Origin of the sequence: Segatella baroniae B14 (genome assembly GCF_022024235.1) — a bacterium.
Taxonomy (GTDB): domain Bacteria; phylum Bacteroidota; class Bacteroidia; order Bacteroidales; family Bacteroidaceae; genus Prevotella; species Prevotella bryantii.
Window position 1 is genome coordinate 2,301,505 of the sequence record NZ_CP091799.1, and the last position, 25,753, is coordinate 2,327,257.

Sequence of the window (25,753 nt, forward strand, 5' to 3'; positions counted from 1 at the left end):
CAGAAGTCGTTCAATTATTAAAACTGATTCCAAATGAAAAAATATATATTTAATACTCTAGGACTTGGGCTGATGACAGCGATGACCTTGTCATCTTGTAGCGACAACTTTCTGGAGGAGAAGAAAAACTATGATAACGTGACCCCAACTGAAGTATATGCTGATTATACCGGTGCAAGTGCACGTGTCAATGATATCTATGCCTGGTGTCTGCCTGATGCAAATGCTGAAGCTAACTGGAAGTATAACTGCACGGGTGTAAAGGATGAGCAGTCTAAGTCTACTGAGGAGTTCAGTGGCTTCACCGTCTTTACTAACCCTCAGCAGGAAATGAGTGTAGCTAATGGAAATGTCCCAGACTATTTCCAGAATACCCTGAATAATATTCAGGCTTCTGTGTGGGGTCGTATCCGTAATATCAACGACTGTATCGCTGGTATTGAGCAGGGTACGCTCAGCGAAAGTCAGAAGAACGAACTTCTGGGTCAGGTATACTTCTTCCGTGCATGGTGCTACTATCAGTTAGTCAAGTGGTATGGTGGTGTGCCAATCATTAAGGAGGTACAGGATGTTTCTTCAGATTCTTATACTCCTCGCTCATCAGCCAAAGAGTGTATTGAGTTTATCGTAGAAGACTTGGATAAGTCTGCTGAGCTGCTTGCTTCTAAAGGTGGCTGGAGTGGTAGCGACTGGGGTCGTGTATCTGCAGGTACAGCGCTGGCTCTTAAGGGTCGTGTACTCATGCTTTGGTGCAGTCCTCTCTTCAACCGTGCCAACGATACAGAGCGTTGGACCAGTGCTTACAACACCATGAAGCAAGACCTTACTACTATTGATGCTTGCGGTTACGGCTTGTATACCACCAGCAATAATGTGAATGGTTCAGACTTTGCTGGTCAGTTCTCTCAGATACAGTCTAAGGAGGCTGTGTTTGTAACTCTTTACAATAATCTGCTGAGTGGTGACGGTCAGAAGAACAACAGTTGGGAGCGTTATATTCGTCCAAAGAATACTACCGGTAGCGGTTACAATGCTTCAGCAATGCTTGTAGACTTGTTCCCGATGTCTGATGGTAAGATTCCTGCAGGTAGCAGTAACTATACACTGCTTGAAAGATCAGATTCTGCATCTACACAGACCGATATTCATAACTATCCATTCATGAACCGTGACCCACGTTTCTATCGTACCTTCGCTTTCCCTGGTGTACGTTGGGCATATAATGGTGATCCTACAGTACAGAATGCCAATAACCCATCATATAACAACGGCCAGAACTACGAGCTTTGGAACTATGTATGGTATACCAATACCAGTGATGCTGGTGACGTAGAGAGTGGTAACGACTATGGCGCAGACAACTTGTTAAGTGATGTTTGTGGTATCTACGTTCGTAAGCGTTCTGACGATTACGATGTGAATGGTTCTCCACTGTACAACTTCCAGTCAAGCCAGAAGCAAGGTTTTGCTTATTCTGCAGCTCCTTATGCAGAGATTCGTTATGCAGAAGTTTTGTTGAATCTTGCTGAAGCTGCTTGCGGTGCAGGCGACTTAGACTATGCCGTAGAGCAGTTGAAGAAGATTCGTGCCCGTGCAGGTTATACTGCAGCGAATAACTATGGTTTGCAGAGCAACCTTACTTCTAATCAGGCCGCTTGTATGAGTGCTATCCTGTATGAGCGTCAGATTGAATTCGCTTACGAGGGTAAGCGTTTCGATGATATGCGTCGTTGGTTGCTTTTCGATGGTGGTGCAAACTTCAAGAATATTGACGGTGCTCCAGCTTCATGGACTCTAACCGGTTGGGGTGGAAATACCTGTACATGGTTAGGCGTAACCCCAATGAATGGTCAGCGTCGTGAGAACATGGAGTATCGTACAGCTGATACTTATGGCGTAGGTGGTACTACATACGATTCAGACCCATTGACTAAAGCAGGTGTAGAGCGTTGTGCAGCTATCGACCTTCGCAAGTCAGACCTTCATTCACAGGAAGAGGTGTTGAAGAAGTGGTATACTGAAAACCTGGTTTACAAGCAGAAGAAGGGTGATAGTTATGATTCTAACAAGATACCTTTGTATATTAACTATCTTCCACGTTATTACTTCTTAGGTCTCTCTATGGGTGCCATGAATAATAACCTGAATATGCCTCAGACCATCGGTTGGACAGACCGTGTAGGTTCAGCAGGTACATTCGACCCATTTACTGGTGAATAATTCAGTAATATAATATTAAAAAAAGAAGGCTAACTGATTTTTTTTCAGTTGGCCTTCTTTTTTTTATGAAAAAGATACTATATTTGTGATGACATAATTCGTGTAAAATACGTTTTATAGTTATAAAGGATCATGAAAAATAAAAATCTAATAACAATTTAAACTAAAAGTCTATGAAAAAAATCTTTACTCTTATTTCAGTAGCTCTTGTAACGATGGGTGTAAATGCTCAGGAGAAAGTTACTTATAATGCTGTTACATATGATGGGACAGCTATGAAACTTGCGCCTGAGTTTGCTGCAGTTTCAGGTGAGACAGGTGGAGTTGCTAATAATGTTGTTGATGGCAAATCCGTAATTACTGCTTACAATGCTAGTGGAATTGTGGTTACAGCAGTAGGTGGAAGAACTCCGTCAAGTATAACACCAAACCTAAACAATATGGTTTCTGACGTGAAAAAGGAAGACGCAAATGATCCAGACAAGGTGACGACAGGAGCCTATTATCAGATGGAAAGTGCTGTATGGAATGATATTTCTTGGAAGACAACAGCTTTAGGAGGCAAAAACAAAAGTATGAACAATGGTGACAAGGAGCCTATTTATACGTTAGAAGGTACTGGAAATCCTTATGTTGATATTTACGCAGAACAGGTTTGGACCGATGGCGTTTTTTCACAAAGTTATCGTCCAGCTTATAAGTTTTATGTAGCTGATGGTTCAAATGGACTTCCTATAACAGGATTGTACTATTCATTCAAGTCTTCAGTAGATGGTGCTTTCAAAGTCAAGGTATGGGTTAATAATGGTAATCGACAGACTTTTGTTGTTAATGCAACATCTGGAAGTAGCGAGTATGCAAAAGCTCAAAATCTTATTGCTGAAGGTTATATCAATGGTCAGGATTGGAAGCAGGAAGATGTTGATGCGGGAACCATAGATGCTAGTTTAGTAGGTAAGAGAAAATATCTAACCAACGAGCAAATTCAAGCCACAAGAACAACGCAAACAGATCCTTATGTAATAGGACAGGGTAACCAACCTTTTTGGGGTTATCTGTTGTTTGATGTGAAAGCAGGAGAAGAGTATTGGGTTTTCCAGCCAAGTTCTCAGATTGGTTTTGGTGGATTTGAATTTACACCGGGTGCAAAGAAAGAAGACGTCACTGCAATTGAGGCTATCACAACGAATGCCAACAAGGTGTGGAATGCGGATGCTCCTATCTACAACCTCGCTGGCCAGAAGGTTAGCAAGAACTACAAAGGTGTAGTTGTTCAGAACGGTAAGAAGTTCGTTCAGAAGTAATTTAGATAACACCATATATGTAGAGGGTATTCTGTCGAAACAGAATACCCTCTTTTCTTTCAAAAAAATATCAAAAAAAACATGGCCATCAAATATCGTCATCTAGCTCAAAATATTCAACTTTTGGTCAGCCTATTTGATATTTTCTCCACCCCTCGACGCTCTCTCCCGACAAAACCATAGCTCCTAGGGGTCGAAACCTAAGACTTTATTCGCTAAACTCTATGACTTTATCGTGTTAACCCTAAGCTTTCGACCCCTAGGACCTAGGGTTTTGTCGCCCATTTATTAAACCGATGAAACGGATTTTTTGTAACGTATTGATATTCAGACAAATACAAAAATGCTTCAAAATTCGCATATTCGAGGTCTTCTATCATAGTGACTACGAATTTGCAAACTACAAGACGGTTTATGTCAATTAAATTCAAATACTTGTGTACTTTTGGCTTTGTTAGTTTTTGATGACCTTCATCGAATACACTTTACCGGTTGTATCGGTAATTTTCATGACGTATACATTGTGAGCGTCAAACTTATCCACTTTCTTGCCGTCTAGCGTAAAGAATTCCCGTTTGGCAACTTCAATCTGATCCTCATTCCATACCGTGTGAATACCTGTCGTTTCACCTGTAATGGCGATGCCTAATTGCTGTTCGAAACTTGCACCATCGGTATCGGTAACCTTAACTGTAATCATGCCGATTCCACCTTCTTCTTTCGCTTGAACAGTAATGATAGAGTCGGATACGGTAGCGACAAAAAGGGGACTATTGGAGGTAATGGAATAGACCGGTTCAGAAGTCTCACCGTTGAAGCCGTAGAAGCCACGGAAGTAAGGCTTCATATTGATGGTCTTACTTTCGTTAGGTGCTACTATCAGGTAAGGATGCGCCATAAAGTCGAGATAATCTTCGAGAAGCGTGTAGCCATCGTTATCAGGGTCATCATTGTGATTAGCCGTGTTGATATCACTGTTGATAACTTTTTCATACCAGTTAGGCATACCATCTTGATCAGTATCGAAGTCGGCAGAGCGATGTTCTTCAGGATATACCTCCCATCCACCAGCATCATCTTCATGGTCGATTTCCCCCTTGATACCAGAGCGTGAACCTGTATAGGTATAGGTACCCTCTATGGCTTCCCGAATGACACGGAGATGCTGGTCGTCGCGCATCGGCATGGTTGCTCCACCGTCACTGGTAACTATCTTGAGGGCATCCTTTGCAGTGTGAATGGTGGCATAAGAAGCAAAGAGAGGCTCGTCTACTAGATACTTATAAGTGGTAGGTATATTACCGGTAGCCTTGTAAGTTTCCCCTTTTTTGTCGTAAGTAAGTGTATGGTTCTTATTTTCACGGATGTTACCACTTACGTAAGCCTGATCTACACCGTCCGGAGCTATGGCATCCTCGAAATCTTGCGAGAAGAGAATTTTCTTGTTGGTATCGGCCCCCATCTTATAGTAGTTGTTCACGAAGTTTACAGCATGGCAGTTACCATCGGTGGTACGACTATGCCAGTTGTAGCATACATTATTAAAGAGATCGAGTCCACCGATAGGACGATTTTGCCCATCCATACCACCCCCCATACTCCAGTTGCGTCCCTCACAGTTGAGTAAGAGATTATGATGCCATGAACCGATACGCCCATCGATAGTAGCTGCATAGCCATGATTCGTGCCCGCAGAATAATTCTTATGATCAGCGATACCTAAGGCTTCGGCTATCATTGAATATTGGAAAGATACATTCAACGCACCCCGTCCAGATACCGTCTCATCGGTACCCCAAGCAGCCGTGGTATGGTCTACGATACTATGGTTGGCACCACTCATTCCCATAGCATTACCCGTATCACCATATCCATGCTTGAATCGCATAAATCGGCAGATGTTATCGCTACCGATATTCACATTAGAAGCCTTCAGACAGATACCCTTACCAGGAGCCGTCTGTCCGGCAATGGTGATATATGGATTTGTAAAGACTGCAGAAAAATCCATAACGATGATGCCCGATACATCGAAGACGATGGTATGAGGCTCACTGATGTCTGTCAGTCCATAAAGCAGTGACCCAGGGTTATGGTCGTTGTTAAGATTCGTAACATGATAAACCGAGCCGCCACGACCACCTAATGCATATCGGCCATAGCCCTCGGCGCCAGGAAAAGCCAAATGACAAGGGCGGAATGACCATGGTGTACCCCGGTAGATGTTACCTTCAGCATCCACTTCATCTATACGCCACCAGTAACGTTGCATGGAGGAAAGACCAGTCTGTGTAAAAGAAGTGTTCTCACCTTCATATAGATACGCATCGCTTTGTGCTACCTCGGCAGAGTCGGTACCCAGTACCAATTTATGAGCTACGGCTCCTACGGCAGCAGTCCAAGAGAACTGTACCGTGCCATCTTCCTGTCCGGCATGATAATCTTGATTAGATGGAGTAGGATCTGTAGCTGTCATAGCAGCCACATCAAATTCGAGTCCATTAAGCATCATGCTCGTTGTAGAGTAAGTCTTGCCCGATTCAGGAGTGGTGGCATAGGTAATCACAACGGGTTCACCCTCTTTGGCCGTAAAGGTAATATACGAAGACCCCGCCTCGATGGTACTCTCTGCGCCAGAAGTAAACGGCTTGCCCGAAGCGACGACCTGTCCATTAACGCGAACTTCTACATCGGGCATAGACTGGTCTAAGTCAGAATTGTTATGATAAGCTTTCAGCGTATGCGCCCCTGCACTAAGCCCCGTAATGGTGAGAATAAGCGAAGAGCTTCCTTCGGTCGTTTTCACCATGTTACCATCAACCAGATTACAAGCCACGACTTCATCAGCGATGACACGAAGCCCTTTACTCTCTACATACGTCTTGTTCCAATTACTTCCTACAGCAGAGGCAGCCCCTCCGGCTGTAATCGTAATCGATACGCCATTATCGAACGACTTGGTATCACTGGAGGCACGAGGTACGGCCCATGAGGTGTAATTTAATTCGGTATCCTTGCCCATGGTCGTTTTTCCTGGTAGGTCAAAATCAATCATTTGTGCATGAGCGGATAAAGCTGCTGCGACAGCAGTAGTCATCAAGATGATTTTTTTCATGCTAATCTTGTGTTATTTTTTTGAAAAGGTTAATAGATTAATGATTAGGATAAGCATTATTATCGGTTACAAAAATAATGAATTATTGATAAACAGAAGAGAAATATTATTTAAAAGTAAATAGAAACAAAAAAGATGTAGGTTACAAAAACAACACTTTATCGTCTTATTGACAGAAAACAGAAAACAATATATTAACTGAAGATGAAACAGAAATTAGTTTTAGCATCTTGTGTTCTGGCCTTGGCTCCAAATATAGCGAAGGCACAGTACCCTCAAATTACAGATGAGGCTCAGCAAAAGTTTGAGAATCTTCGTAAGGAGTGGACAGCTCATTCAGACTCAGCATGGGCTGTAGCTTTTCCTATTGTAAAGAAAGAAGCTATGGAAGGTCGTCCTTATGTGCCATGGGCTTTCCGTCCATACGATTTGCGTCAGGCTAAGATTCCTGCATTCCCAGGTGCAGAAGGTGGTGGTATGTATACCTTCGGTGGCCGTGGTGGTAAAGTGCTTACCGTTACGAATCTGAATGATGATGGTGTAGGCTCTTTCCGTTGGGCTTGTGAACAGGGTGGTGCTCGTATCGTTGTCTTTAATGTATCGGGTAATATCGTACTGAAGACCCCTATCATTGTTCGTGCTCCTTATATCACTATCGCAGGTCAGACTGCTCCCGGTGAAGGTATCCAGATTTCTGGTGAGTCATTCCAAGTAAATACACATGATGTTATCGTTCGTCATATGCGTTTCCGCCGTGGTAATACCAATGTATGGAACCGTGAGGATAGCTTCGGTGGTAATCCTGTTGGTAATATTATGATAGACCACTGCTCTTGCGAGTGGGGTCTCGATGAGAATATCTCTTTCTACCGCCATATGTTTGATATGGGCGATGGTAAACCTATGCGCAAAGAGCCAACTGTGAATGTAACTATTCAGAATACCATTTCTGCTAAGGCTCTCGATACCTATAACCATGCTTTCGGTAGTACCATTGGTGGTGAGAATGCTTCGTTCATGCGTAATGTATGGGCTGATAATACTGGTCGTAACCCTTCTATCGGTTGGGGTGGTGTATTCAACTTTGTGAATAACATCGTTTATAACTGGGTACATCGTACTTGTGATGGTGGTGAGTTCTCTACCATGAGCAACTTCATTAACAACTATTACAAACCAGGTCCTGCTACACCTAAGGAAGGTAATATTGCTTATCGTATTGTGAAGAGCGAAAGCCGTAGTAAGAACCTCTTCCCTTATCCTCAGTTTGGCCGTATCTATGCCGAAGGTAACATCATGGAAGGTAATGCTGCTGTAACAGCAGACAACTGGAATGGTGGTATCCAGACCGCTGATAAGGATGGTGTAATCGGTGACGATGTAAAGGCTTTGATGCGTAGCAATGAGCCTTTCGTTATGCCATACATGACCATTATTCCTAAGGAGCAGACCTTTGACAAGGTACTCGACAACGTAGGTGCTATGGTACCATGCCGTGATATTATCGATGAACGTATCATAGAAGAAGTTCGTACCGGTAAGCCTTATGTCGCTAAGAAGTTTGATAAGAAGCATCCTTATGGTGATGTAACCGGTTTGTCAAAGAAGTCACAGAACGCAGAAGGCTACTTCAAGTATCGCCGTATGGAGAACGACTCTTATAAGCTTGGTATCATCACAGATATCAGCCAGATGGGTGGTTTCCCTCAGTATAAGAAGGTAAAACCTTACAAGGATAGCGACGGCGACGGTATGCCAGATGAGTGGGAGGTAGCTAACGGCTTGAATCCTAATGATCCATCTGATGCTAATGGCGATATCAACGGTGACGGTTATACCAACATCGAAAAGTATATCAACGCTATCGATACCAAGAAGAAGGTAGACTGGACTAATGTAAAGAACAATTACGATACACTTGCCGAAAAGGGTAAGTTGATGTAAGACGAACAAATATGAAAAAAGGGTTAGTTATTATAGGTTTAGTTTTGCTTTCGACATCTGTTCATGCACAGGTAGCTTTGGACAGTGTCGGAAGAAAGGCTGACTATGTAAAAAGTATCCTCGGTAGATCTGAGAAAATAGTTAATGGTCTGAATCTGACCAGCGACTATACTCGTAAGAATGTAGTTAACATCGTTTGTAACCGTTATTTTTACCTGAGTGATTGTGAGGATAAATTGAAGGGTGATGCTCTGCAGGCAGAACTCTATAGACACCATTTTGAATTTGCGGCAGCTTTAGGCAATTATCTTTCTGACAAGGAGATAGAAGCCGTGAAAGATGGTATGACATATGGTGTAGTGCCTAAAACTTATCAGGCCTATCAGGATATGATTCCTTCTCTCAAGGAAAATGAAAAACTGCAGATACTCAACTGGCTGAAAGAGGCCCGTGAATTTGCTGTAGATGCAGGTACATCAAAAGCTAAACATGGATGGTTTGGCAAGTATAAGGGACGTATTAACAACTGGCTCTCTCAGCGAGGCTATGACCTCAATAAAGAGCGCGAAGGTTGGAATAAGCGTATTGCAGCTCAGAAAAAGTAATTTCATGAGAAAGTTATTGATTATAGTATTAGTTGCCTTAGGGGTTGTGCAGGTGTCTGCACAACCCTTCCCATTAGATTATAGCTATGTAGGTTATCGCCAGTGTGAACAGGCAATCCCTAATGCTCCAGTCAAGGTGTATGTGTCGTGTGAAACAGGTGATCAGAGTGCTCGTATACAGAAAGCTCTCGACTATGTAGCTCGACAAAAAATGGACAAGAAGACGGGGCTCCGTGGAGCAGTATTGCTCGCTCCTGGTACCTATCACTTGAGCAAAGCTCTTCGTATATCGGCAAGTGGAGTTGTACTTCGTGGTTCAGACCGTCAAAAAACGGTGTTGCTGAAAGAAGGGGTTGACCGTGGCGCTGTAGTCTATGTAGAGGGACAAGACAACCGACAGATTACAGATACCTTGGCCATTACGGGTTCTGTGGCTTTAGGTAATAAGCAACTATCCTTGTCGGGTAAGGCGCTCAGCCAAATCAAAGCAGGCACAGAGGTCGTCGTTTATCGCCCGTCTACTCAGAGTTGGATCAACAAGCTACAATGTGCAAGTTTCGGTGGTGGTAAGGATATGGGCTACTGGGGCTGGCATCCGGGCGAGGCAGATGTGGAATGGAGCCGTACGGTGACCCATGTTCAAGGAAATCAAGTTACCCTTGATGCTCCTCTGAGTATGGAACTTCAGGCTTCTGACGCAGACAGTAAGGTGCTTTTGTATCGTTGGTCTGGTCGAATCGTGAATGCAGGTGTAGAAAATCTCACGATACAGTCAGCTTATCATACTAAGTATGCCATGGACGAAGACCATGCCTGGAATGGTGTGTATATCGCCCATGCTAAAGATTGCTGGGTACGTCTTGTCGATTTCAGAAATCTATCGGGTTCAGCTGTTGTCGTTCAACGTAGTGGTTCACAGATTACCGTAGAAGACTGTACTTCTAAGCATCCTGTATCCGAATTAGGAGGTTATCGTCGTCGTACCTTCCTCACCTTTGGAGAAAAATGTCTTTTCCAACGTTTGTATTCAGAAGAGGGTATCAACGATTTTGCTGCAGGTATAGTAGCTGCCGGTCCTAATGCCTTTGTACAGTGTGAAAGTCGCAATTCGCATGGGTTTAGCGGTAGTATCGGTTCTTGGGCTACGGGGTTACTCTTTGATATCGTTGATATTGATGGCGATGATATCCGTATGGGTAATCTTCGTTTAGAGAAATATGGTACAGGCTGGAATACTGCCAACAGTACAGCTTATCAGTGTTCTGCTGCTGCGATTCAGGCTGATAGTCTGCCAGATGGCTCGGCTAATTATGTCTATGGTTCGTGGGCACAGTTCTCGGGTACAGGTTATTATGATGAGCTGAATAACCATGTGAAGCCATGGAGCCTTTTCGCACAGCAATTAGGTAAGCGCCTGGGGCATGACGTCTCATCGATTACCCGTACCTATGTGCGTAATACGGGAGCTTCGAGCAATCCACCAATAGAGGTAGCTCAACAAATGGCTCGCGAAGCACACCAGCCTCGTATGACGATGGATATGTGGATTGATAGTGCACAGTTTACGGCATCTGTATCTGCAAAGGGTGCACTTGCTGTAGATCGCATTAAAGATGAGCAACCTATCAATCAGGTGAATCATACTTTTGCTATCGAGAATGGTAAACTCGTCATGGATCATGCCCTTGTAGTGGGTAATCGTCATAATTCACCTTGGTGGAACGGACGCGTAAAATATTCAGCCTTCCCTAAACTGCCATATGGTCTGACTCGTTTTGTACCAGGTATGGAGGGTGATGGGCGCACAGACCGTGTGGATAGTGTTATCCAGAAGATGGTCAACAGTCATACCGTACTCTATGCGCAGAATTATGGTTTGTGGTACGATCGCCGTCGAGATGACCATGAGCGTGTTCGTCGTCGTGATGGTGATGTGTGGGGCCCATTCTATGAGCAGCCACAAGCCCGCAGTGGTGAAGGAAAAGCATGGGATGGTCTGAGCAAATATGATATGGAACGCCTCAATCCTTGGTATTATGCCCGTCTGAACGAGTTTGCCCAGAAGGGTGCTTCACAAGGATTACTCCTCATGAACCAACACTATTTTCAACATAATATCTTAGAAGCCGGTGCTCACTGGGTAGACTGTCCTTGGCGTACAGCTAATAATATCAATCATACAGGATTCCCAGAGCCCGTTCCTTTTACAGGTGATAAACGTATCTTTATGGCTGATTACTTCTATGACCTGACAGATCCTGTTCGTAAGCATCTGCATCAGAAGTATATCATGGATGTATTAGATGCGTTTGCCGATCAGCCGAATGTCATCCATTCTATCGGTGAAGAGTTTACAGGACCACTTGCTTTTGTACAATTTTGGTTGGATACTGTTAAGGAGTGGGAAGCCAAGCGTGGTAAAAAGGCTATGGTAGCTCTGGCTGTTAATAAGGATGTACAGGATGCTATTCTGCAAGATGAAGCCAGAAGTGAAGTGGTGGATATTATCAATATTGAACAGTGGTATTATCATGCCAAAGGACTCTATGAGCCGGGTGGTGGCTTGAATCTGGCACCTCGTCAGTTCCAGCGCCAAAACCGTACGGGTAAGATAACCTTCGATCATGTCTATCGTGGGGTAAGTGAATATCGTAAAGCTTATCCAAACAAGGCTGTCGTGTATTATGCATCGGGTTATCCACAAATGGCCTGGGCTGTATTGATGGCTGGTGGCTCTTGTCCAAATCTCCCTGTTACAGATACAGCCTTCCTCAAATCGGTTGCTTCTATGCAGCCGACCTATCATGAAGAAGGCAATAGTATGATGGCTAATCGTCAGGGTGATGCCGTATTCTATCTAGAGAAAGGCAATGCCGACCTGATAAACCGGTTATCATCAGCTTCTGGTTCTCTGTATCAGATTGATGAAAAGACAGGTGATATGACTCTACTTTTAAAGAATAGTATACGTAGTAATATGAAAAAATATCTTGACAAGAAAGGTGTATACTGGTGGAAAGCAAAAAACTAAATTAGAGGTTAATTATATAAGTCCCCAATGAATCTTCGGATTTGTTGGGGACATTTTTTTGATTCGTACGTCTTATCTATACAATATATAGTAGAGACATATAAATAGAGAGATTGTTATGACCGAAAACGTGTATAATCTATTAGCAGATCCACAATTCCTTAAATCCATTTTGGATGGAAATCTGATGCCAAGAGATATTCAATATTCTTCTCATTTACATCCAACGCAGGAGGATATTGATGAAGCTAAGCAGATTTTGCTCCATTTGGATGAAGAAGAATGTTGCATACCTCAAGAAGAATTGATAGCCTTAAAAAAACGCATAAAAGTAGCTTTAGAAGTCTAAAATGGGATAAAAAAGTAGGTAAATACCGATTTTTACCACTTTTATATCTGATTTTGCATGCCATTCATACGTCATTTACGTAATTTTGCAATCAACAAACAAACCTATACAACTTACCTAAATGACGAATTCTACTATTATTGACAAAGATCAGCGGGCTTTAGAATTACTACAAGCCTATCAAGAAGGAAACGCTTCTGCTTTTTCTGACTTGTATGATATGTATATTCAGTTAATGCTGAACTACGGGTGTTGCCTAACATCAGATGTAGAGTTAGTGAAAGACTGTATACAAGATGTTTTTATTCGTTTACTCGATAAACGCCAATCTCCTGCTGTTAAGCGTTTAAGTTCTTATTTAGTAATATCTTTGCGTAACCGTCTGGTAGATGAGTTTCGTAAAGTGTCTTATAATGCATCTGTAGACTTGGATTGTGCGGATAAAAGAAAGTCGGTAGTTGATGTAGAAACCGATTATCTTGAAGAGGAAAAATCATTACATCAAAAGAATAAAGTGGCTTATTTGATGGAGGCATTGACTCCACGTCAGCGTGAGGCTTTGCAACTTTATTATCTTGATGAGAAAAAGTATGATGAAATTTGCCAAATCATGAATATGAATTATCATTCTGTGCGTAATCTTGTGCATAGAGGCATGTTGAAATTACGTGCTGCAGCCTTGTAATAGATCAGGTTGTTATCATAGAATGGTAAGTTTGACAAGAATAATGTGAAATGAAGAAACTTTTTTTCTTGGTATACCTGATAGGTTGTAGCTTGTTGGGATATGCTCTTCCTGCTGACTTCGTATGGCATAAGCCAAGTTTGAATTCGTCTGAGTCTATGCCTGTAGGCGGAGGCTGTATTGGTATGAATGTATGGGTGGAAAATGGTGATTTGCTGTTTTATGTAAATCGTAGTGGACATTTTGACGAGAATAATACCTTATTGAAAGTTGGTCGTTTCCGTATTCAGCTGCCTCATAAATTTCAATCGAATGCTTCTTTTACCCAGCGTCTTGTATTAAAAGATGGCTATATGGTGGTGGATGATGGTAGCCAGCGTGTTACCCTATGGGTAGATGTCTTCAAACCGGTAATTCATGTTGAAGTACAGTTGGAGCAAAAAGGTAGTGTTACCTGTAACTTTGAAAGTTGGCGCCATCATGACCGTGCTATCGGTAAGGGTGAGTGCTTCCAGTCTTCTTATAAATTCAGAGTTCCTAAAGGGTGTATGACCCATCAAGATCAGTTTGAGGTTAAACCGAGTGAACTCACTTTCTATCATCAAAATCCAGATAGTACCGTTTTTGATGCAACTGCTGTTCAGCAGAAGCTCAATGCTTATATACCGCAAATGTATAATCCGTTAGGCCGCTTGATATTTGGTGGAAAACTGTCTGCTCCTCAGTTTACTTTTCAAGGTACTTATCAAGGTGTATATCAGCAAGTAGATTATCAGGGATGGCGCTATACTGCCAAGCAAGCGCTTCGCCAGTATTCCTTGGATATTGTGCTGGCAGATGTGCAGGGTACGGTAGCACAGTGGAAGGCTAAGGTGCAGCAAACGAGCAAAAGCATTCAAGCCAAACAAGACTTTAAGAATACCATTAAATGGTGGAATGCCTGGTGGAATCGCAGTTGCATAGAAGGTCAAGGCAAGGCCGAAGAAATCACTCGCAACTATACGCTGTTTCGCTATATGTTAGGCTGTAATGCCCATGGACAATGGCCTACAAAATTTAATGGAGGTCTGTTTACCTTTGAACCACATTATGTAGATGCTAAATCGACTTATACCCCTGATTATCGTCGATGGGGAGGTGGTACGCATACAGCCCAAAATCAGCGATTGGTATATTGGCCCATGTTGAAGAGTGGCGATTATGATGCCCTGAAGAGTCAACTCGATTTTTATGTTCGTATCCTTAAGAATGCAGAATTGCGTAGTCAGGTATACTGGAATCATGAAGGAGCTGCTTTCACCGAACAAATCGAGAATTTCGGATTACCAGAGCATGATGAATACGGCTTGAAGCGTCCCGTAGATTTCGATCCAGGTATGGAGTACAATGCGTGGTTGGAATATACTTGGGATACGGTGTTAGAGTTCTGTCAGATGGCTCTCGAAGCAGAAAGCTATGGCGGTATGGATATTTCTGCTTATATCCCATGGATTAAATCATCTCTCGTTTTCTTTGACCAGCATTATCGTTATATAGCCAAGAAACTTGGTAATAAACAAGTTGATCAGAACGGTAAACTGATTATCTATCCAGGTTCGGGTGGTGAAACCTTTAAGATGGCTTATAATCCTTCGTCTACGGTAGCAGGATTAAAAGTAGTAACCCAAAGTCTTTTGAGTTATCTGCAGCTACATCATGCAGATTCTACAGAAATAAAAAAATATCAGGCATATTTGAAGCAATGGCCCGATATATCTTATCGTGAAGTAGATGGGCATCAGGTTATCGCACCTGCACAGGTGTGGGCCCGAGTGAACAATGTAGAACCAACGATGCTTTATCCTGTATATCCTTGGCGTCTTTTTGGAGTTGGCAAGGATAGTCTTGATATTGCTATTAATACTTGGAAATATGATCCGTATGTCAAGAAGTTTAAAGGTATTGTGAGTTGGGAGCAAGCCAATATATGGGCAGCAGACTTAGGACTTACAGAGGATGCTGCTTATTGGAATACCGAGAAAATGAAAAACGGACCTTATCGTTTTCCTGCTTTCTGGGGCCCTGGTCATGACTGGACACCCGACCATAACTGGGGAGGAAGTGGTATGATCGGTATGCAAGAAATGCTATTGCAAGAAAGTGGCGACAAAATATATATATTCCCAGCTTGGCCTCAGGATTGGAATGTACACTTTAAACTACATGGTTCAAAGCAGACAACAGTAGAAGCTACTTTGAACCAAGGAAAAATTGTAGAATTGAAAGTGTATCCGAAGTCAAGAGAAAAGGATATTATTGTCCCCCCAACCTTTCAAAGAAAGTAATAATTTCTTCCCAAGTCTTAAATTCATCGCTACCATACTGAATGTTGGTACCCATGAAATTATCATCGGGTAGCGGATCAATCATATAGTCTCCATACAGCAGATTTTTCTGATTGGTGAAGATAATATGGTTGAAGGCTGGTGCTGACAAATAGTCTTCTACCCAAGTCTGTACCTTGGTGATATAGTCATGCTGGTTAGTTGGTGCAGAAGCTACAATATATACTTGATAGTATTCCAACAACATTTCGTAGGCTTTATGCATGCTTGATGTAGCATTGTCAAAGGCATCGTGCAGGGCATCGTAAGCAATGTATACGATAGGTCGCTCCTTACCATTCTGCTTATCGTCTATCCATCGAATCACTGGTATGAGATAATGGTGCACCACTTTATCTATGAGACGATGCTCACCATGAAACTTAATGGCATGAGGATAATGCTCCAGAAAAAGATCGTAAGTGTGGACAATAGGATCATGATCACCAAAGAGACCATATACATGCTGTTTCTCTTCTTCGTTGATTCCCTCGAAACAATGTTCGGTAATATCCTTGTACTCCTTAATCAATCCCTTGGTTACCATGAATTCCTGTACACCGTCTTTTCGCGGATTCTGAAAAACCTGTTTACCTGTACTGCTCGACATCGTATCGCCCATGCGAAAAGCCGGGTTAGTCAAGATACGATCGTATCCGTAAAGCATTTCGGTAAACATACCACCCATAGAAGAACCGATGATAAGATCGGGCTTTTCTGTGTCACAGAGATTTTTAAGCAACTGCATTGCCTCTTCAGGATGAAGCGGTAAATCTTCGGCAATAACCTGTGCATTCGGCATACAGTCCTGTAGCAATTTGACCGTCCCCGATTGAGCGGATGACATAAAACCATGTACATACATAACCTTTTTGCCTGACATGAGATCAGGATATTGCTTGATATAAGGATTTTCCATTTTGTGTAATATCATTAAAACTGTTGATATTGCAAATATAACCAATACCATCATTATGACCAAACTTCAATCTTTAAAATAATAAAAATAGTAAAAAGTACACTTTACACAGATTACTTCACAAAAAAATAATTATCTTTGTAAAAATCTAATAACTAACTTAAATTAAACTTTATGAAACCAAATCAGGTTATCGCTTTATGCTTGGCAGCGATGTCTGTATCTCCAGCATGTGCTGCTAAGTCTAAAACACCAAAAACATTACAACCAACGTTTACTGAATGGCACGACTTGCAAGTTAATGAGGTTAACCGCTATCTGCTTCATACAAACTTCTTTACGTATGAGTCAGCTGAAAAAGCGCTGAAAGGCGATATGAAGGCATCGGCCAATTATTGCTCTTTAGAGGGTGACTGGAAATTTAACTGGGTGGCTAATGCCGACCAGAGGCCAACTGATTTCTGGAAAACTGATTTTGATGATTCTTCATGGAAAACATTCCCAATACCCGGACTCTGGGAAATGAATGGCTATGGTGATCCTGAATATGTGAATATCGGTTTTGGTTGGAGAGGTCATTTTCAGAATAATCCTCCTGAAGTGCCGGTTAAGGATAATCATGTGGGCAGTTATCGACGTATCATTAAGATTCCAGAGAATTGGGATGGCAAACAGGTTATTGCTCACTTTGGTTCTGTGACATCAAATATGTATCTGTGGGTTAATGGCAAATATGTAGGCTATACCGAGGATAGTAAGGTAGCTGCAGAATTTGATATTACACCTTATTTGAAGAAAGGTGAGAATGTGATCGCTTTTCAGACATTCCGCTGGTGTGATGGTAGCTACGATGAGGATCAAGACTTCTGGCGTCTTTCGGGTGTAGCTCGTGACTGTTATCTCTATGCCAAGAATAAGCAAAATCAACTTTCTGATATTCGTATCGTACCTGATTTGATCAATGACTATAAGGATGGTACGCTACAGGTAGCTATGCAAGTAAAAGGTAAGGCTGCGGTTACTGTACGTCTTTTTGACCCTTCAGGAAAATTAGTAGAGGCAAAACAGATAAATTATGCTAAAGTGGGAGAGATAAAAACCGAATTTAAGGTGGCTGATCCTCAGAAGTGGTCTGCAGAAACTCCTACTTTGTATACCCTGCAAGTTAGTCTTAATGACCCAGCTAAACCTCAGGTTTCTTATGAGACAACAGCAGTGAAAGTGGGCTTCCGTAAGGTAGAAATTAAAAATTCACAGTTGCTCGTCAATGGTCAACCTATTTTGATTAAGGGTGCAGACCGTCATGAGATGGACCCAGATGGAGGATATGTGGTAAGTCGTGAACGAATGATACAGGATATTCAGATTATGAAACGTCTGAATATTAATGCGGTAAGAACCTGCCATTATCCTGATGACCCTATCTGGTATGAATTGTGCGATCAGTATGGTCTGTATATTGTCGCAGAGGCCAATCAAGAAAGTCATGGTTTCGGTTATGGTGATGATGCTCCTTCTGGTAAACCTATGTTTGCGAAGCAGATCTTAGAGCGAAATCAGCATAATGTGTCTATGTACTATAATCATCCAAGCATTATCGTATGGAGCTTGGGTAATGAAACTCGTTATAGCAAGAACTTTGAAGATGCTTATGACTGGATTAAATCTCAGGATAACTCGAGACCAGTGCAGTACGAGCAGGCTGGTATGGATCGAAAAGCTACAGATATATTCTGTCCAATGTATTTCCCAGTGGATGCTTGCGAAAATTATGCTAAAGATGAGAAACGTACTCGCCCATTGATTCAGTGTGAATATAATCATACCATGGGTAACTCTGGTGGTAATTTGGCTGAATACTGGAAGTTGATACGCAAATATCCGAAGTTTCAGGGTGGTTTCGACTGGGATTTTGTAGATCAAGGCTTACATCGTGAAATTGTTAAGCCAATGAGTATACAGGTAGATGAAAAGACGCCATATAGCGAACTGAATAAGATAAAGTATACTTATGGTGGTGACTATAATCGCTATGATGCCAGTGATAACAACTTTAACTGTAATGGTATTATAGGTCCTGATCGTCAACTGAATCCTCATGCTTACGAGTTGGCTTATCAGTATCAGAATATCTGGGCTGAGGCCGTAGATGCTAAGCAGGGTAAGATACGTGTATACAATGAGAATTTCTTCAAAGATTTGAAGAATGTCAAGATGGATTGGCAACTTTTGGTAGACGGTCATATAGTAAAAGAAGGAACGGTAGCCGATCTGAAAATAGCTCCTCAACAGACTGTGGAACTAACTTTGCCATATCAGGTGGAGGATGGACACGATAGTTATCTGAATATCGACTTCAAACTCAAGAAATCTGAACCTTTGATGAAAGTAGGTCAGGTTATCGCTTATCGCCAATTGGAAATAGAAAAGCAAAAGATAGCAATAGCTTCTGCTAATAGTGTAGGAACCGGTAAGATAAAAGTTGTGAAGGATGATAAGAGCAACTTACTCACTTTCAAGAGTGATGAAGCTACTATTGCCTTCGACAAAAAAACAGGTTGGTTGGCGCAATATCAAGTAAAAGGTAAAGACTTATTGGGTAAAGACGGTAGTTTGAAGCCTAACTTCTGGCGTGCTGTAACCGATAATGATATGGGTGCAGGTATGCAGAAGAAATTTGCAGCTTGGAAGAATCCTCAGTTTAATCTGAAAGCACTTGATGTAACGATAGAAAAATCGGAAGGTGTAAAACAGGCTTTGGTACGTGCATCTTATGAAATGCCAGAAGTAAAGGCACGTTTAGAGATGACTTATCGCATTGCTCCAAATGGAAAAATAACGGTATCAGAACAGCTGGTGATGACACCTGAAGAAAAGGTAAGTGATATGTTCCGTTTTGGTATGGTGATGAATATGCCTTACCAGATGAGTCAGATAGAATACTACGGTAGAGGCCCTATCGAAAATTATAATGATCGCAAGGAATGTATGCGTATGGGAACCTGGAAACAGAATACTGATGACCAGTTCTTCCCTTATATTCGTCCACAAGAAACTGGAACCAAAACTGATATCGGATGGTGGAAGCAGACAGATGCTAATGGTGTCGGTTTGCTGTTTACTCCAGTAGATCAGCGTATCGGCGATATGTCTGCTTTACATTATAATATTGCAGATTTGGATGAAGGCCTTGATAAACAGCAGAGACATAGTTACGAGGTGAAGAAATCTGTATACACGAATATTTGCATTGATAAGGTGCAGATGGGTGTAGGTGGTACTAATAGTTGGGGTGCTTGGCCTTTGAAACCTTATCGTGTTCCAGCTGCAGATTATCAGTTTAGTTTTGTTCTGACTCCTATTTTATAATAAAAAGAAAAAAAGAGGGGATATTATCCACTTCATAGCGTATAATGTCCACCTCTTTTTTTGATAAAATCAATAACTTTGCCTTGCAAATAACCTAAAGAATAAATAATTAGTCAATATGAAAAAACCTAAATTGCTATCAGCATTGCTTCTTGCTGCAATGTCAGCATTGCCAGCAAGTGCTCAGACACATCAATTTACTGTACAAGCTAATAAACTTGGTGCGAAAATTCAACCAACAATGTATGGTATCTTCTTTGAGGATATCAACTTTGGCGCAGATGGTGGTCTGTATGCTGAAATGGTGGAAAACAGAAGTTTTGAATTTCCTGATCGTCTAATGGGGTGGAATACCTTTGGAAATGTTTCCGTTAATGATGTGAAACCAGCTTTCGAACGTAATCCACATTATGTTACATTATCGAATGCTGGTCATAATCAGAAATTTACAGGTTTGGAAAATCGTGGCTTCTTTGGCATGGGGCTTAAGAAAGGCATGAAGTATGAGTTCTCTGTTTATGCCCGTCTTAACAATCTTCAAGGTAAAAAAGCTCGTTTTCGTGTAGAGCTGGTAGGTGAAAATAATGTACCAATCAGTCGTGATACCATCGTTGTAACTGCCAATAAATGGACTAAATATACAGCCACACTGACTTCAAATAAAACACAGCAGAAAGGTTTAATGCGAATCTTCCTGATGTCTGGTGATGCCGTCGATTTAGACCATGTATCTTTGTTCCCGGAAGATAACTGGAATGGTATGCGTGCAGACTTGGTAAAAGATCTGGAAGATTTACATCCTGGTATCTTCCGTTTCCCTGGTGGATGTATCGTAGAAGGAACAGATTTGGAAACACGTTATCAATGGAAAAACAGTGTAGGTAACGTAGAAAATCGACCATTGAACGAAAATCGATGGAATTATACATTCCCTCATCGTATGTATCCTAATTATTATCAGACTTATGGTATGGGCTTTTATGAGTACTTCCTTTTGTCTGAGAAGATTGGTGCTGAGCCATTACCAGTAGTTAGTGTAGGTTTGGCTTGCCAGTATCAGAATAAAGATCAGGATGTAAATGCGCATGTAGCTCTGAAAGACCTGCAACCGTATATCGATGATGCGCTTGACCTGATAGAATTCTGCAATGGTCCAGTTACGAGTAAATGGGGTAAACTCCGTGCTGATATGGGGCACCCAAAACCATTTCATCTGAAGCAGATTGGTGTTGGTAATGAGCAGTGGGGTGAGATGTATCCAGTTCGCCTGGCAGAGTTCGTCAAGCAGATTCGTGCAAAATATCCAAATATCAAGATTTGTGGTTCAAGTGGTCCTTCTGCTGATGGCGATAAGTTTGATTATGGATGGAAAGAAATGCGTAAATTAGGGGTTGACTTGGTTGACGAACATTATTATATGTCGCCAGACTGGTTCTTCAAGAATGCAGGTCGTTATGATAATTACGACCGTAAGGGTCCTAAAGTCTTTGCAGGAGAATATGCAGCTCATGCTAAGGGTGATCCGAACTCATGGGAGGCTGCTCTTTCTGAAGCAGCTTTCATGACGGGTTTGGAACGTAATGCAGATGTTGTTTATCAGGCTACCTATGCTCCTTTGTTCGCTCATGTAGAGGGATGGCAGTGGCGTCCAGATTTGATCTGGTTTGATAATTTAAATTCTGTACGCAGTGCTAACTGGTATGTACAGATGCTCTACGGTACGAATCGAGGTACTCATGTATTGAAACTAACAGAAAATGATCAAGTCGTCAAAGGTGAGGATGGTCTCTATGCTTCAGCAGTATATGATGCTCCAACTAAGAATTACATCGTAAAGATTGCGAATGCTGTCGGTGAGGATAAGACTATAGCTTTAAATCTGAAGGGAGCTAAGAATGTGAAGAGTGCGAAGGTCATTACTTTACATGCCAATGATCTGCATGCTGAGAATACCTTGAAAAATAAGGATGCTGTGAAGCCAGTGGAATCTTCACTTGATGTTTCAGACAATGTGGTTAATATAACCATTCCAGCTAAGTCTTTTGTTGTATATCGTTTCTAAATCAAGTTATATAAAACCATAATTTGGGGAGTCCTTCTGCAGATAGAAGGTTCCCCTTTTTCATATATACGGAAAAAGGTTCAGTAGACTATTCTGCTGAACCTTTTGGTATAATACTTTTCAAATAAATTAGTCGAGGAATAACATTTCACGATATTTAGGAAGTGTCCAAAGCTCATCTGAAACTATGAGCTCGAGTTTGTCAATCTCATAACGGATTTCTTCCATCTTTGGTGCTATTGTGTCGTGGTAAGCAATGGCTTTCTCACGTTCACTTTCAATCTTGTTAGCCACCTTTCGAGCATTGACCAATTCCTCTACGAAGGTTTCGATCTTCTCTGTACGTTCAGCAATCTCCTTAATAATCTTGATATTACGAGAGGTAAGTTTTTCACCTTCTTCTCTACCAAAGATTTCCATCATGCTCTGTACGTTTTTAGCCAACTGACTTTGATAGTGTGTAGCTACAGGAATGATATGGTTCATGGCAATATCGCCCATGGTACGAGCCTCAATTTGAATCTTCTTGGTATAAGTTTCCCATTTCACCTCATTACGAGCCTCGAGCTCATTTCTGTGAAGTACATTGAAGTCTTCGAACATCTTAACGCTGTCTTCGTGCAAATAGTTATCGAAGCATAGAGGGCAAGATGATTCACAGTCGAGACCACGCTTTTTAGCTTCTTCCTTCCATTCATCGCTGTAACCATTACCATCGAAACGAATTGGTTTGCTCGTCTTGATATCCTCACGGAGAACATCGATAATAGCAGCTTTCTTGTCAGCACCTTTCGCAATAAGTGCATCGACACGTGTTTTGAAGTTAGTGAGAGCTTCGGCCATTGCCGTATTTAATACAATCATAGAAGCAGCACAGTTAGCCTCAGAACCTACAGCACGGAATTCAAAACGGTTACCAGTGAAGGCAAAAGGAGATGTACGGTTACGGTCGGTATTATCAATGAACAATTCAGGAATTTCAGGAATATCCAACTGAACACCTTTCTTGTCGGCCACATCAAATAAGGCTTTCTTATCAGCCTTCTCTACATGGTCAAGAAGTTCAGTCAACTGCTTACCGAGGAAAGAAGAAATAATAGCAGGTGGAGCTTCGTTTGCACCCAAACGGTGAGAGTTAGAAGCACTCATAGCAGAAGCCTTAAGCAAACCATTATGCTTGTAAACGGCCATCAATGTTTCGACAATGAAAACAACGAAACGAAGATTCTCTTCTGGAGTAGAACCACTTTTATAGAGGAGAATACCATTATCAGTGGTTAAACTCCAGTTGTTATGCTTACCGCTACCATTGATGCCCTCAAAAGGTTTTTCATGGAGCAAAACATGAAGCCCATGTTTATGAGCCACTTTTTTCATGAGCCCCATGAGAAGCATATTATGGTCGATAGCCAAGTTACATTCTTCGAAAATAGGAGCCAACTCAAACTGGCCAGGAGCAACCTCGTTGTGGCGAGTCTTGCAAGGAATACCCAATTCAAGAGAGCGGATTTCCAATTCTTTCATAAAGGCCTGAACTCGCTCTGGGATTGTACCAAAATAATGGTCGTCCATCTGCTGGTTTTTAGCAGAATCATGTCCCATCAGCGTTCTACCTGTAAGAATCAGGTCAGGACGAGCAGAATACAAGGCAGAATCAATGAGAAAATATTCTTGTTCCCATCCTAAATTAGCATGTACACTCTTGATAGATGGATCAAAATAGTGACAAACATCAGTAGCTGCAACATTAACAGCGTGGAGAGCGCGAAGCAATGGAGACTTATAGTCGAGTGCTTCACCAGTATACGAAATGAAGATAGTAGGGATACAAAGTGTATCGTCAATGATAAAGACAGGAGATGTAGGATCCCAAGCAGAATAACCACGTGCTTCAAATGTATTACGGATACCACCGTTAGGGAAAGAAGAAGCGTCAGGTTCCTGCTGAACAAGTAGTTTTCCTGAAAATTCTTCAATCATACCGCCTTTTCCATCATGTTCTACGAAAGCATCATGCTTTTCGGCAGTACCTTCGGTTAAAGGCTGGAACCAGTGCGTATAGTGTGTTACACCATTTTCTATAGCCCACTGTCGCATACCTTCTGCTACAGCATTGGCAATGCTACGGTCTAATCGAGCACCATTATCCATTACATCGACCAGTTTGGCGTAAATGTCTGAAGGCAGATACTTGTACATTTTCTGTCGGTTGAAAACATACTTACCAAAGTACTCAGAAGGTCTCTCAATAGGGACTCTTACATCGACTGGCCTTTTCTTAGCGGCTTCGGCTACAGCCTCAAATCTTAAGTTTGCCATTTTTGCTTTTATATGTTGTTTAGTTTGCTATTATTTTCTTTAAGCCTCATTTTGTGTGCAAAAGTAATGAAAAATGTTATAAAACGTACGGCTTTTGTAGGAAAAATCTAGTTATGACTTGCTCTTTTTATTTGATATCGTTATATTTGTGTACATTTTGTCAATTTTAGCAGTAAACATATGAAATCAGGTGGACTAATTGAGAATTTCCGCCTCATTAATTTCTGTAACAGTTATGATATTAATATACTTAAAAATTCTTAATAAGACCAATAATTAAGAGTTTTAGAATATTGTGATTTCAATTATATTACGTAATTTTGCACCCAATATGGGAATGATTAAAGTAATTCCTATCCATACCAAGCAGGAGGAGAATGATTTCATCGCTTTTCCTAAGGTGCTTTATGCTGATTGTAAACAGTATGTACCTGACATGGATATGGATATGAGAAATATGTTCGATCCGAAAAAGAATTCGGGGTTGGCATTTACAGATTTACAGGGCTTTGTAGCTTATCGGGATGATAAAGTAGTAGGCCGAATTGTTGGTATCATCAATCACCATGCCAATGAAAAATGGAATAAGAAAACAGTGCGTTTTGCCTATTTCGATTTTGTAGACGACCGTCAGGTTTCTGAAGCTTTATTGAAAGCAGTGGAAAACTGGGGTAGGAATCATGGTATGGATAATGTCGAAGGTCCATTGGGTATAACCGATTTTGATAAAGAAGGTATGCTTGTGGAAGATTTCGATAAATTAAGTTCGATGGTTACCTACTATAATTATGCTTATTATCCAGAGCATATGGAGGCTTTAGGATACGAAAAAGCAGTTGACTGGGTTTCTATTCGGGTAGATGTTCCCAAGGAAGTACCAGCCAAGTATGCTCGCGTATCAAAATTGTCTGGAGAAATGTTTGGTCTGCAAGTTAAATGCGTTACTAAAAAGCAATTCGTCCAGGAAAATATTGGTCATAAATTATTTGAATTATTGAACGCAGCTTACTCTCCATTATTTGGCTTTTCAAAAATGACAGAAGAGCAGGCTGATGAATTCGTAGACAAATATCTGCCATTGCTAAATTTGGATTTGCTTCCGATGGTAGTAAACAATAAGGGTGAAATCGTTGCAGCTGCAGTAACGATTGGTTCTCTTTCTCATGCTTTGCAAAAAGCAAATGGTAAATTGTTTCCATTGGGATGGTATCATTTACTGAAGAGCTTGAAATGGAAAAGAGAAGACACTGTAGAACTCTTGTTGATAGCAGTTCGGCCAGATTTGCAGGGATTGGGTGTAAATGCTTTACTTTTTGATGATTTAATACCTAAATATAATAAGTTAGGATTTAAATTTGCAGAAACTGGTCCCCAACTTGAGGATAACGTGAAAGAGCTCTCACAATGGAAACCACTTGGTCCATCCATTATCAAGAGAAGACGTTGTTATAAAAAGAGTATTCAATAA

The 25,753-nt window shown here is 41.5% G+C and carries 14 protein-coding genes; 11 read left to right on the forward strand and 3 right to left on the reverse strand.

From position 1 onward, the window contains the following. Window positions 1–33: 33 nt before the first annotated feature. Both L6469_RS09725 and L6469_RS09730 read left to right on the forward strand, forming a co-directional pair. On the forward strand, window positions 34–2,220 hold the full coding sequence (locus L6469_RS09725; protein ID WP_039870262.1) for a RagB/SusD family nutrient uptake outer membrane protein: 2,187 nt from the start codon (window positions 34–36) through the stop codon (window positions 2,218–2,220). Between the two features lie 173 nt (window positions 2,221–2,393). Beyond that, a complete protein-coding gene (locus L6469_RS09730) occupies window positions 2,394–3,524 on the forward strand; it encodes a hypothetical protein (RefSeq protein WP_006282202.1) in 1,131 nt (376 codons plus the stop codon). A 454-nt stretch (window positions 3,525–3,978) separates the two neighbouring features. Here L6469_RS09730 and L6469_RS09735 read toward each other — a convergent pair whose 3' ends face one another. Next, window positions 3,979–6,639, reverse strand: a complete 2,661-nt coding sequence (locus L6469_RS09735) for a hypothetical protein (protein WP_006282201.1) — start codon at window positions 6,637–6,639, stop codon at window positions 3,979–3,981. A 204-nt stretch (window positions 6,640–6,843) separates the two neighbouring features. On the opposite strand from L6469_RS09735, the gene L6469_RS09740 reads away from it, so the two are divergent. The 6 genes from L6469_RS09740 (at window position 6,844) to L6469_RS09765 (ending at window position 15,577) form a co-directional block, all read left to right on the forward strand. Further along, on the forward strand, window positions 6,844–8,583 hold the full coding sequence (locus L6469_RS09740; RefSeq protein ID WP_006282200.1) for a polysaccharide lyase: 1,740 nt from the start codon (window positions 6,844–6,846) through the stop codon (window positions 8,581–8,583). A gap of 11 nt (window positions 8,584–8,594) precedes the next feature. Further along, complete coding sequence (locus tag L6469_RS09745) at window positions 8,595–9,188, forward strand: DUF3826 domain-containing protein (RefSeq protein WP_006282199.1); 594 nt, start codon at window positions 8,595–8,597, stop codon at window positions 9,186–9,188. 4 nt (window positions 9,189–9,192) lie between these two features. Continuing rightward, window positions 9,193–12,219 (forward strand): DUF6298 domain-containing protein, encoded by a 3,027-nt coding sequence (locus tag L6469_RS09750; protein WP_006282198.1) that lies wholly within the window; start codon window positions 9,193–9,195, stop codon window positions 12,217–12,219. Window positions 12,220–12,337: 118 nt separating this feature from the next. Next, window positions 12,338–12,568 (forward strand): hypothetical protein, encoded by a 231-nt coding sequence (locus L6469_RS09755; RefSeq protein ID WP_027453112.1) that lies wholly within the window; start codon window positions 12,338–12,340, stop codon window positions 12,566–12,568. A 121-nt stretch (window positions 12,569–12,689) separates the two neighbouring features. Then, the gene (locus tag L6469_RS09760; protein WP_006282196.1) at window positions 12,690–13,253 is read left to right on the forward strand and encodes an RNA polymerase sigma factor; all 564 of its coding nucleotides are present in this window, start codon (window positions 12,690–12,692) and stop codon (window positions 13,251–13,253) included. A 50-nt stretch (window positions 13,254–13,303) separates the two neighbouring features. After that, window positions 13,304–15,577: a DUF5703 domain-containing protein gene (locus tag L6469_RS09765; RefSeq protein WP_006282195.1), complete on the forward strand. Its 2,274-nt coding sequence runs from the start codon at window positions 13,304–13,306 to the stop codon at window positions 15,575–15,577. Here L6469_RS09765 and L6469_RS09770 read toward each other — a convergent pair. Further along, window positions 15,546–16,535, reverse strand: coding sequence for a YqiA/YcfP family alpha/beta fold hydrolase (locus L6469_RS09770; RefSeq protein ID WP_027453109.1), 990 nt, complete (start codon window positions 16,533–16,535; stop codon window positions 15,546–15,548). The two genes, L6469_RS09765 and L6469_RS09770, sit on opposite strands and share 32 nt — an antisense overlap. 174 nt (window positions 16,536–16,709) lie before the next feature. Between L6469_RS09770 and L6469_RS09775 the strand changes: the two genes are divergently transcribed. Further along, window positions 16,710–19,904 carry a glycoside hydrolase family 2 TIM barrel-domain containing protein gene (locus tag L6469_RS09775; protein ID WP_006282193.1) on the forward strand — a complete coding sequence of 1,065 codons (3,195 nt, stop codon included), beginning with the start codon at window positions 16,710–16,712 and terminating at the stop codon, window positions 19,902–19,904. A gap of 118 nt (window positions 19,905–20,022) precedes the next feature. Continuing rightward, window positions 20,023–21,966: an alpha-L-arabinofuranosidase C-terminal domain-containing protein gene (locus L6469_RS09780; RefSeq protein ID WP_006282192.1), complete on the forward strand. Its 1,944-nt coding sequence runs from the start codon at window positions 20,023–20,025 to the stop codon at window positions 21,964–21,966. Window positions 21,967–22,095: 129 nt separating this feature from the next. Here L6469_RS09780 and L6469_RS09785 read toward each other — a convergent pair whose 3' ends face one another. Beyond that, window positions 22,096–24,285 carry a glutamine synthetase III gene (locus L6469_RS09785; RefSeq protein ID WP_006282191.1) on the reverse strand — a complete coding sequence of 730 codons (2,190 nt, stop codon included), beginning with the start codon at window positions 24,283–24,285 and terminating at the stop codon, window positions 22,096–22,098. 331 nt (window positions 24,286–24,616) lie between these two features. On the opposite strand from L6469_RS09785, the gene L6469_RS09790 reads away from it, so the two are divergent. Continuing rightward, window positions 24,617–25,753 (forward strand): hypothetical protein, encoded by a 1,137-nt coding sequence (locus tag L6469_RS09790; protein ID WP_006282190.1) that lies wholly within the window; start codon window positions 24,617–24,619, stop codon window positions 25,751–25,753.

Bases quoted from the DNA above. Each gene is read 5' to 3' on its own strand.
- L6469_RS09750 (WP_006282198.1), top strand. From the start codon at position 9,193: ATGAGAAAGTTATTGATTATAGTATTAGTTGCCTTAGGGGTTGTGCAG.
- L6469_RS09740 (WP_006282200.1), top strand. From the start codon at position 6,844: ATGAAACAGAAATTAGTTTTAGCATCTTGTGTTCTGGCCTTGGCTCCA.
- L6469_RS09770 (WP_027453109.1), bottom strand. From the start codon at position 16,535: ATGGAAAATCCTTATATCAAGCAATATCCTGATCTCATGTCAGGCAAA.
- L6469_RS09775 (WP_006282193.1), top strand. From the start codon at position 16,710: ATGAAACCAAATCAGGTTATCGCTTTATGCTTGGCAGCGATGTCTGTA.
- L6469_RS09790 (WP_006282190.1), top strand. From the start codon at position 24,617: ATGGGAATGATTAAAGTAATTCCTATCCATACCAAGCAGGAGGAGAAT.
- L6469_RS09785 (WP_006282191.1), bottom strand. From the start codon at position 24,285: ATGGCAAACTTAAGATTTGAGGCTGTAGCCGAAGCCGCTAAGAAAAGG.
- L6469_RS09755 (WP_027453112.1), top strand. From the start codon at position 12,338: ATGACCGAAAACGTGTATAATCTATTAGCAGATCCACAATTCCTTAAA.
- L6469_RS09760 (WP_006282196.1), top strand. From the start codon at position 12,690: ATGACGAATTCTACTATTATTGACAAAGATCAGCGGGCTTTAGAATTA.
- L6469_RS09765 (WP_006282195.1), top strand. From the start codon at position 13,304: ATGAAGAAACTTTTTTTCTTGGTATACCTGATAGGTTGTAGCTTGTTG.
- L6469_RS09735 (WP_006282201.1), bottom strand. From the start codon at position 6,639: ATGAAAAAAATCATCTTGATGACTACTGCTGTCGCAGCAGCTTTATCC.
- L6469_RS09780 (WP_006282192.1), top strand. From the start codon at position 20,023: ATGAAAAAACCTAAATTGCTATCAGCATTGCTTCTTGCTGCAATGTCA.
- L6469_RS09745 (WP_006282199.1), top strand. From the start codon at position 8,595: ATGAAAAAAGGGTTAGTTATTATAGGTTTAGTTTTGCTTTCGACATCT.
- L6469_RS09730 (WP_006282202.1), top strand. From the start codon at position 2,394: ATGAAAAAAATCTTTACTCTTATTTCAGTAGCTCTTGTAACGATGGGT.
- L6469_RS09725 (WP_039870262.1), top strand. From the start codon at position 34: ATGAAAAAATATATATTTAATACTCTAGGACTTGGGCTGATGACAGCG.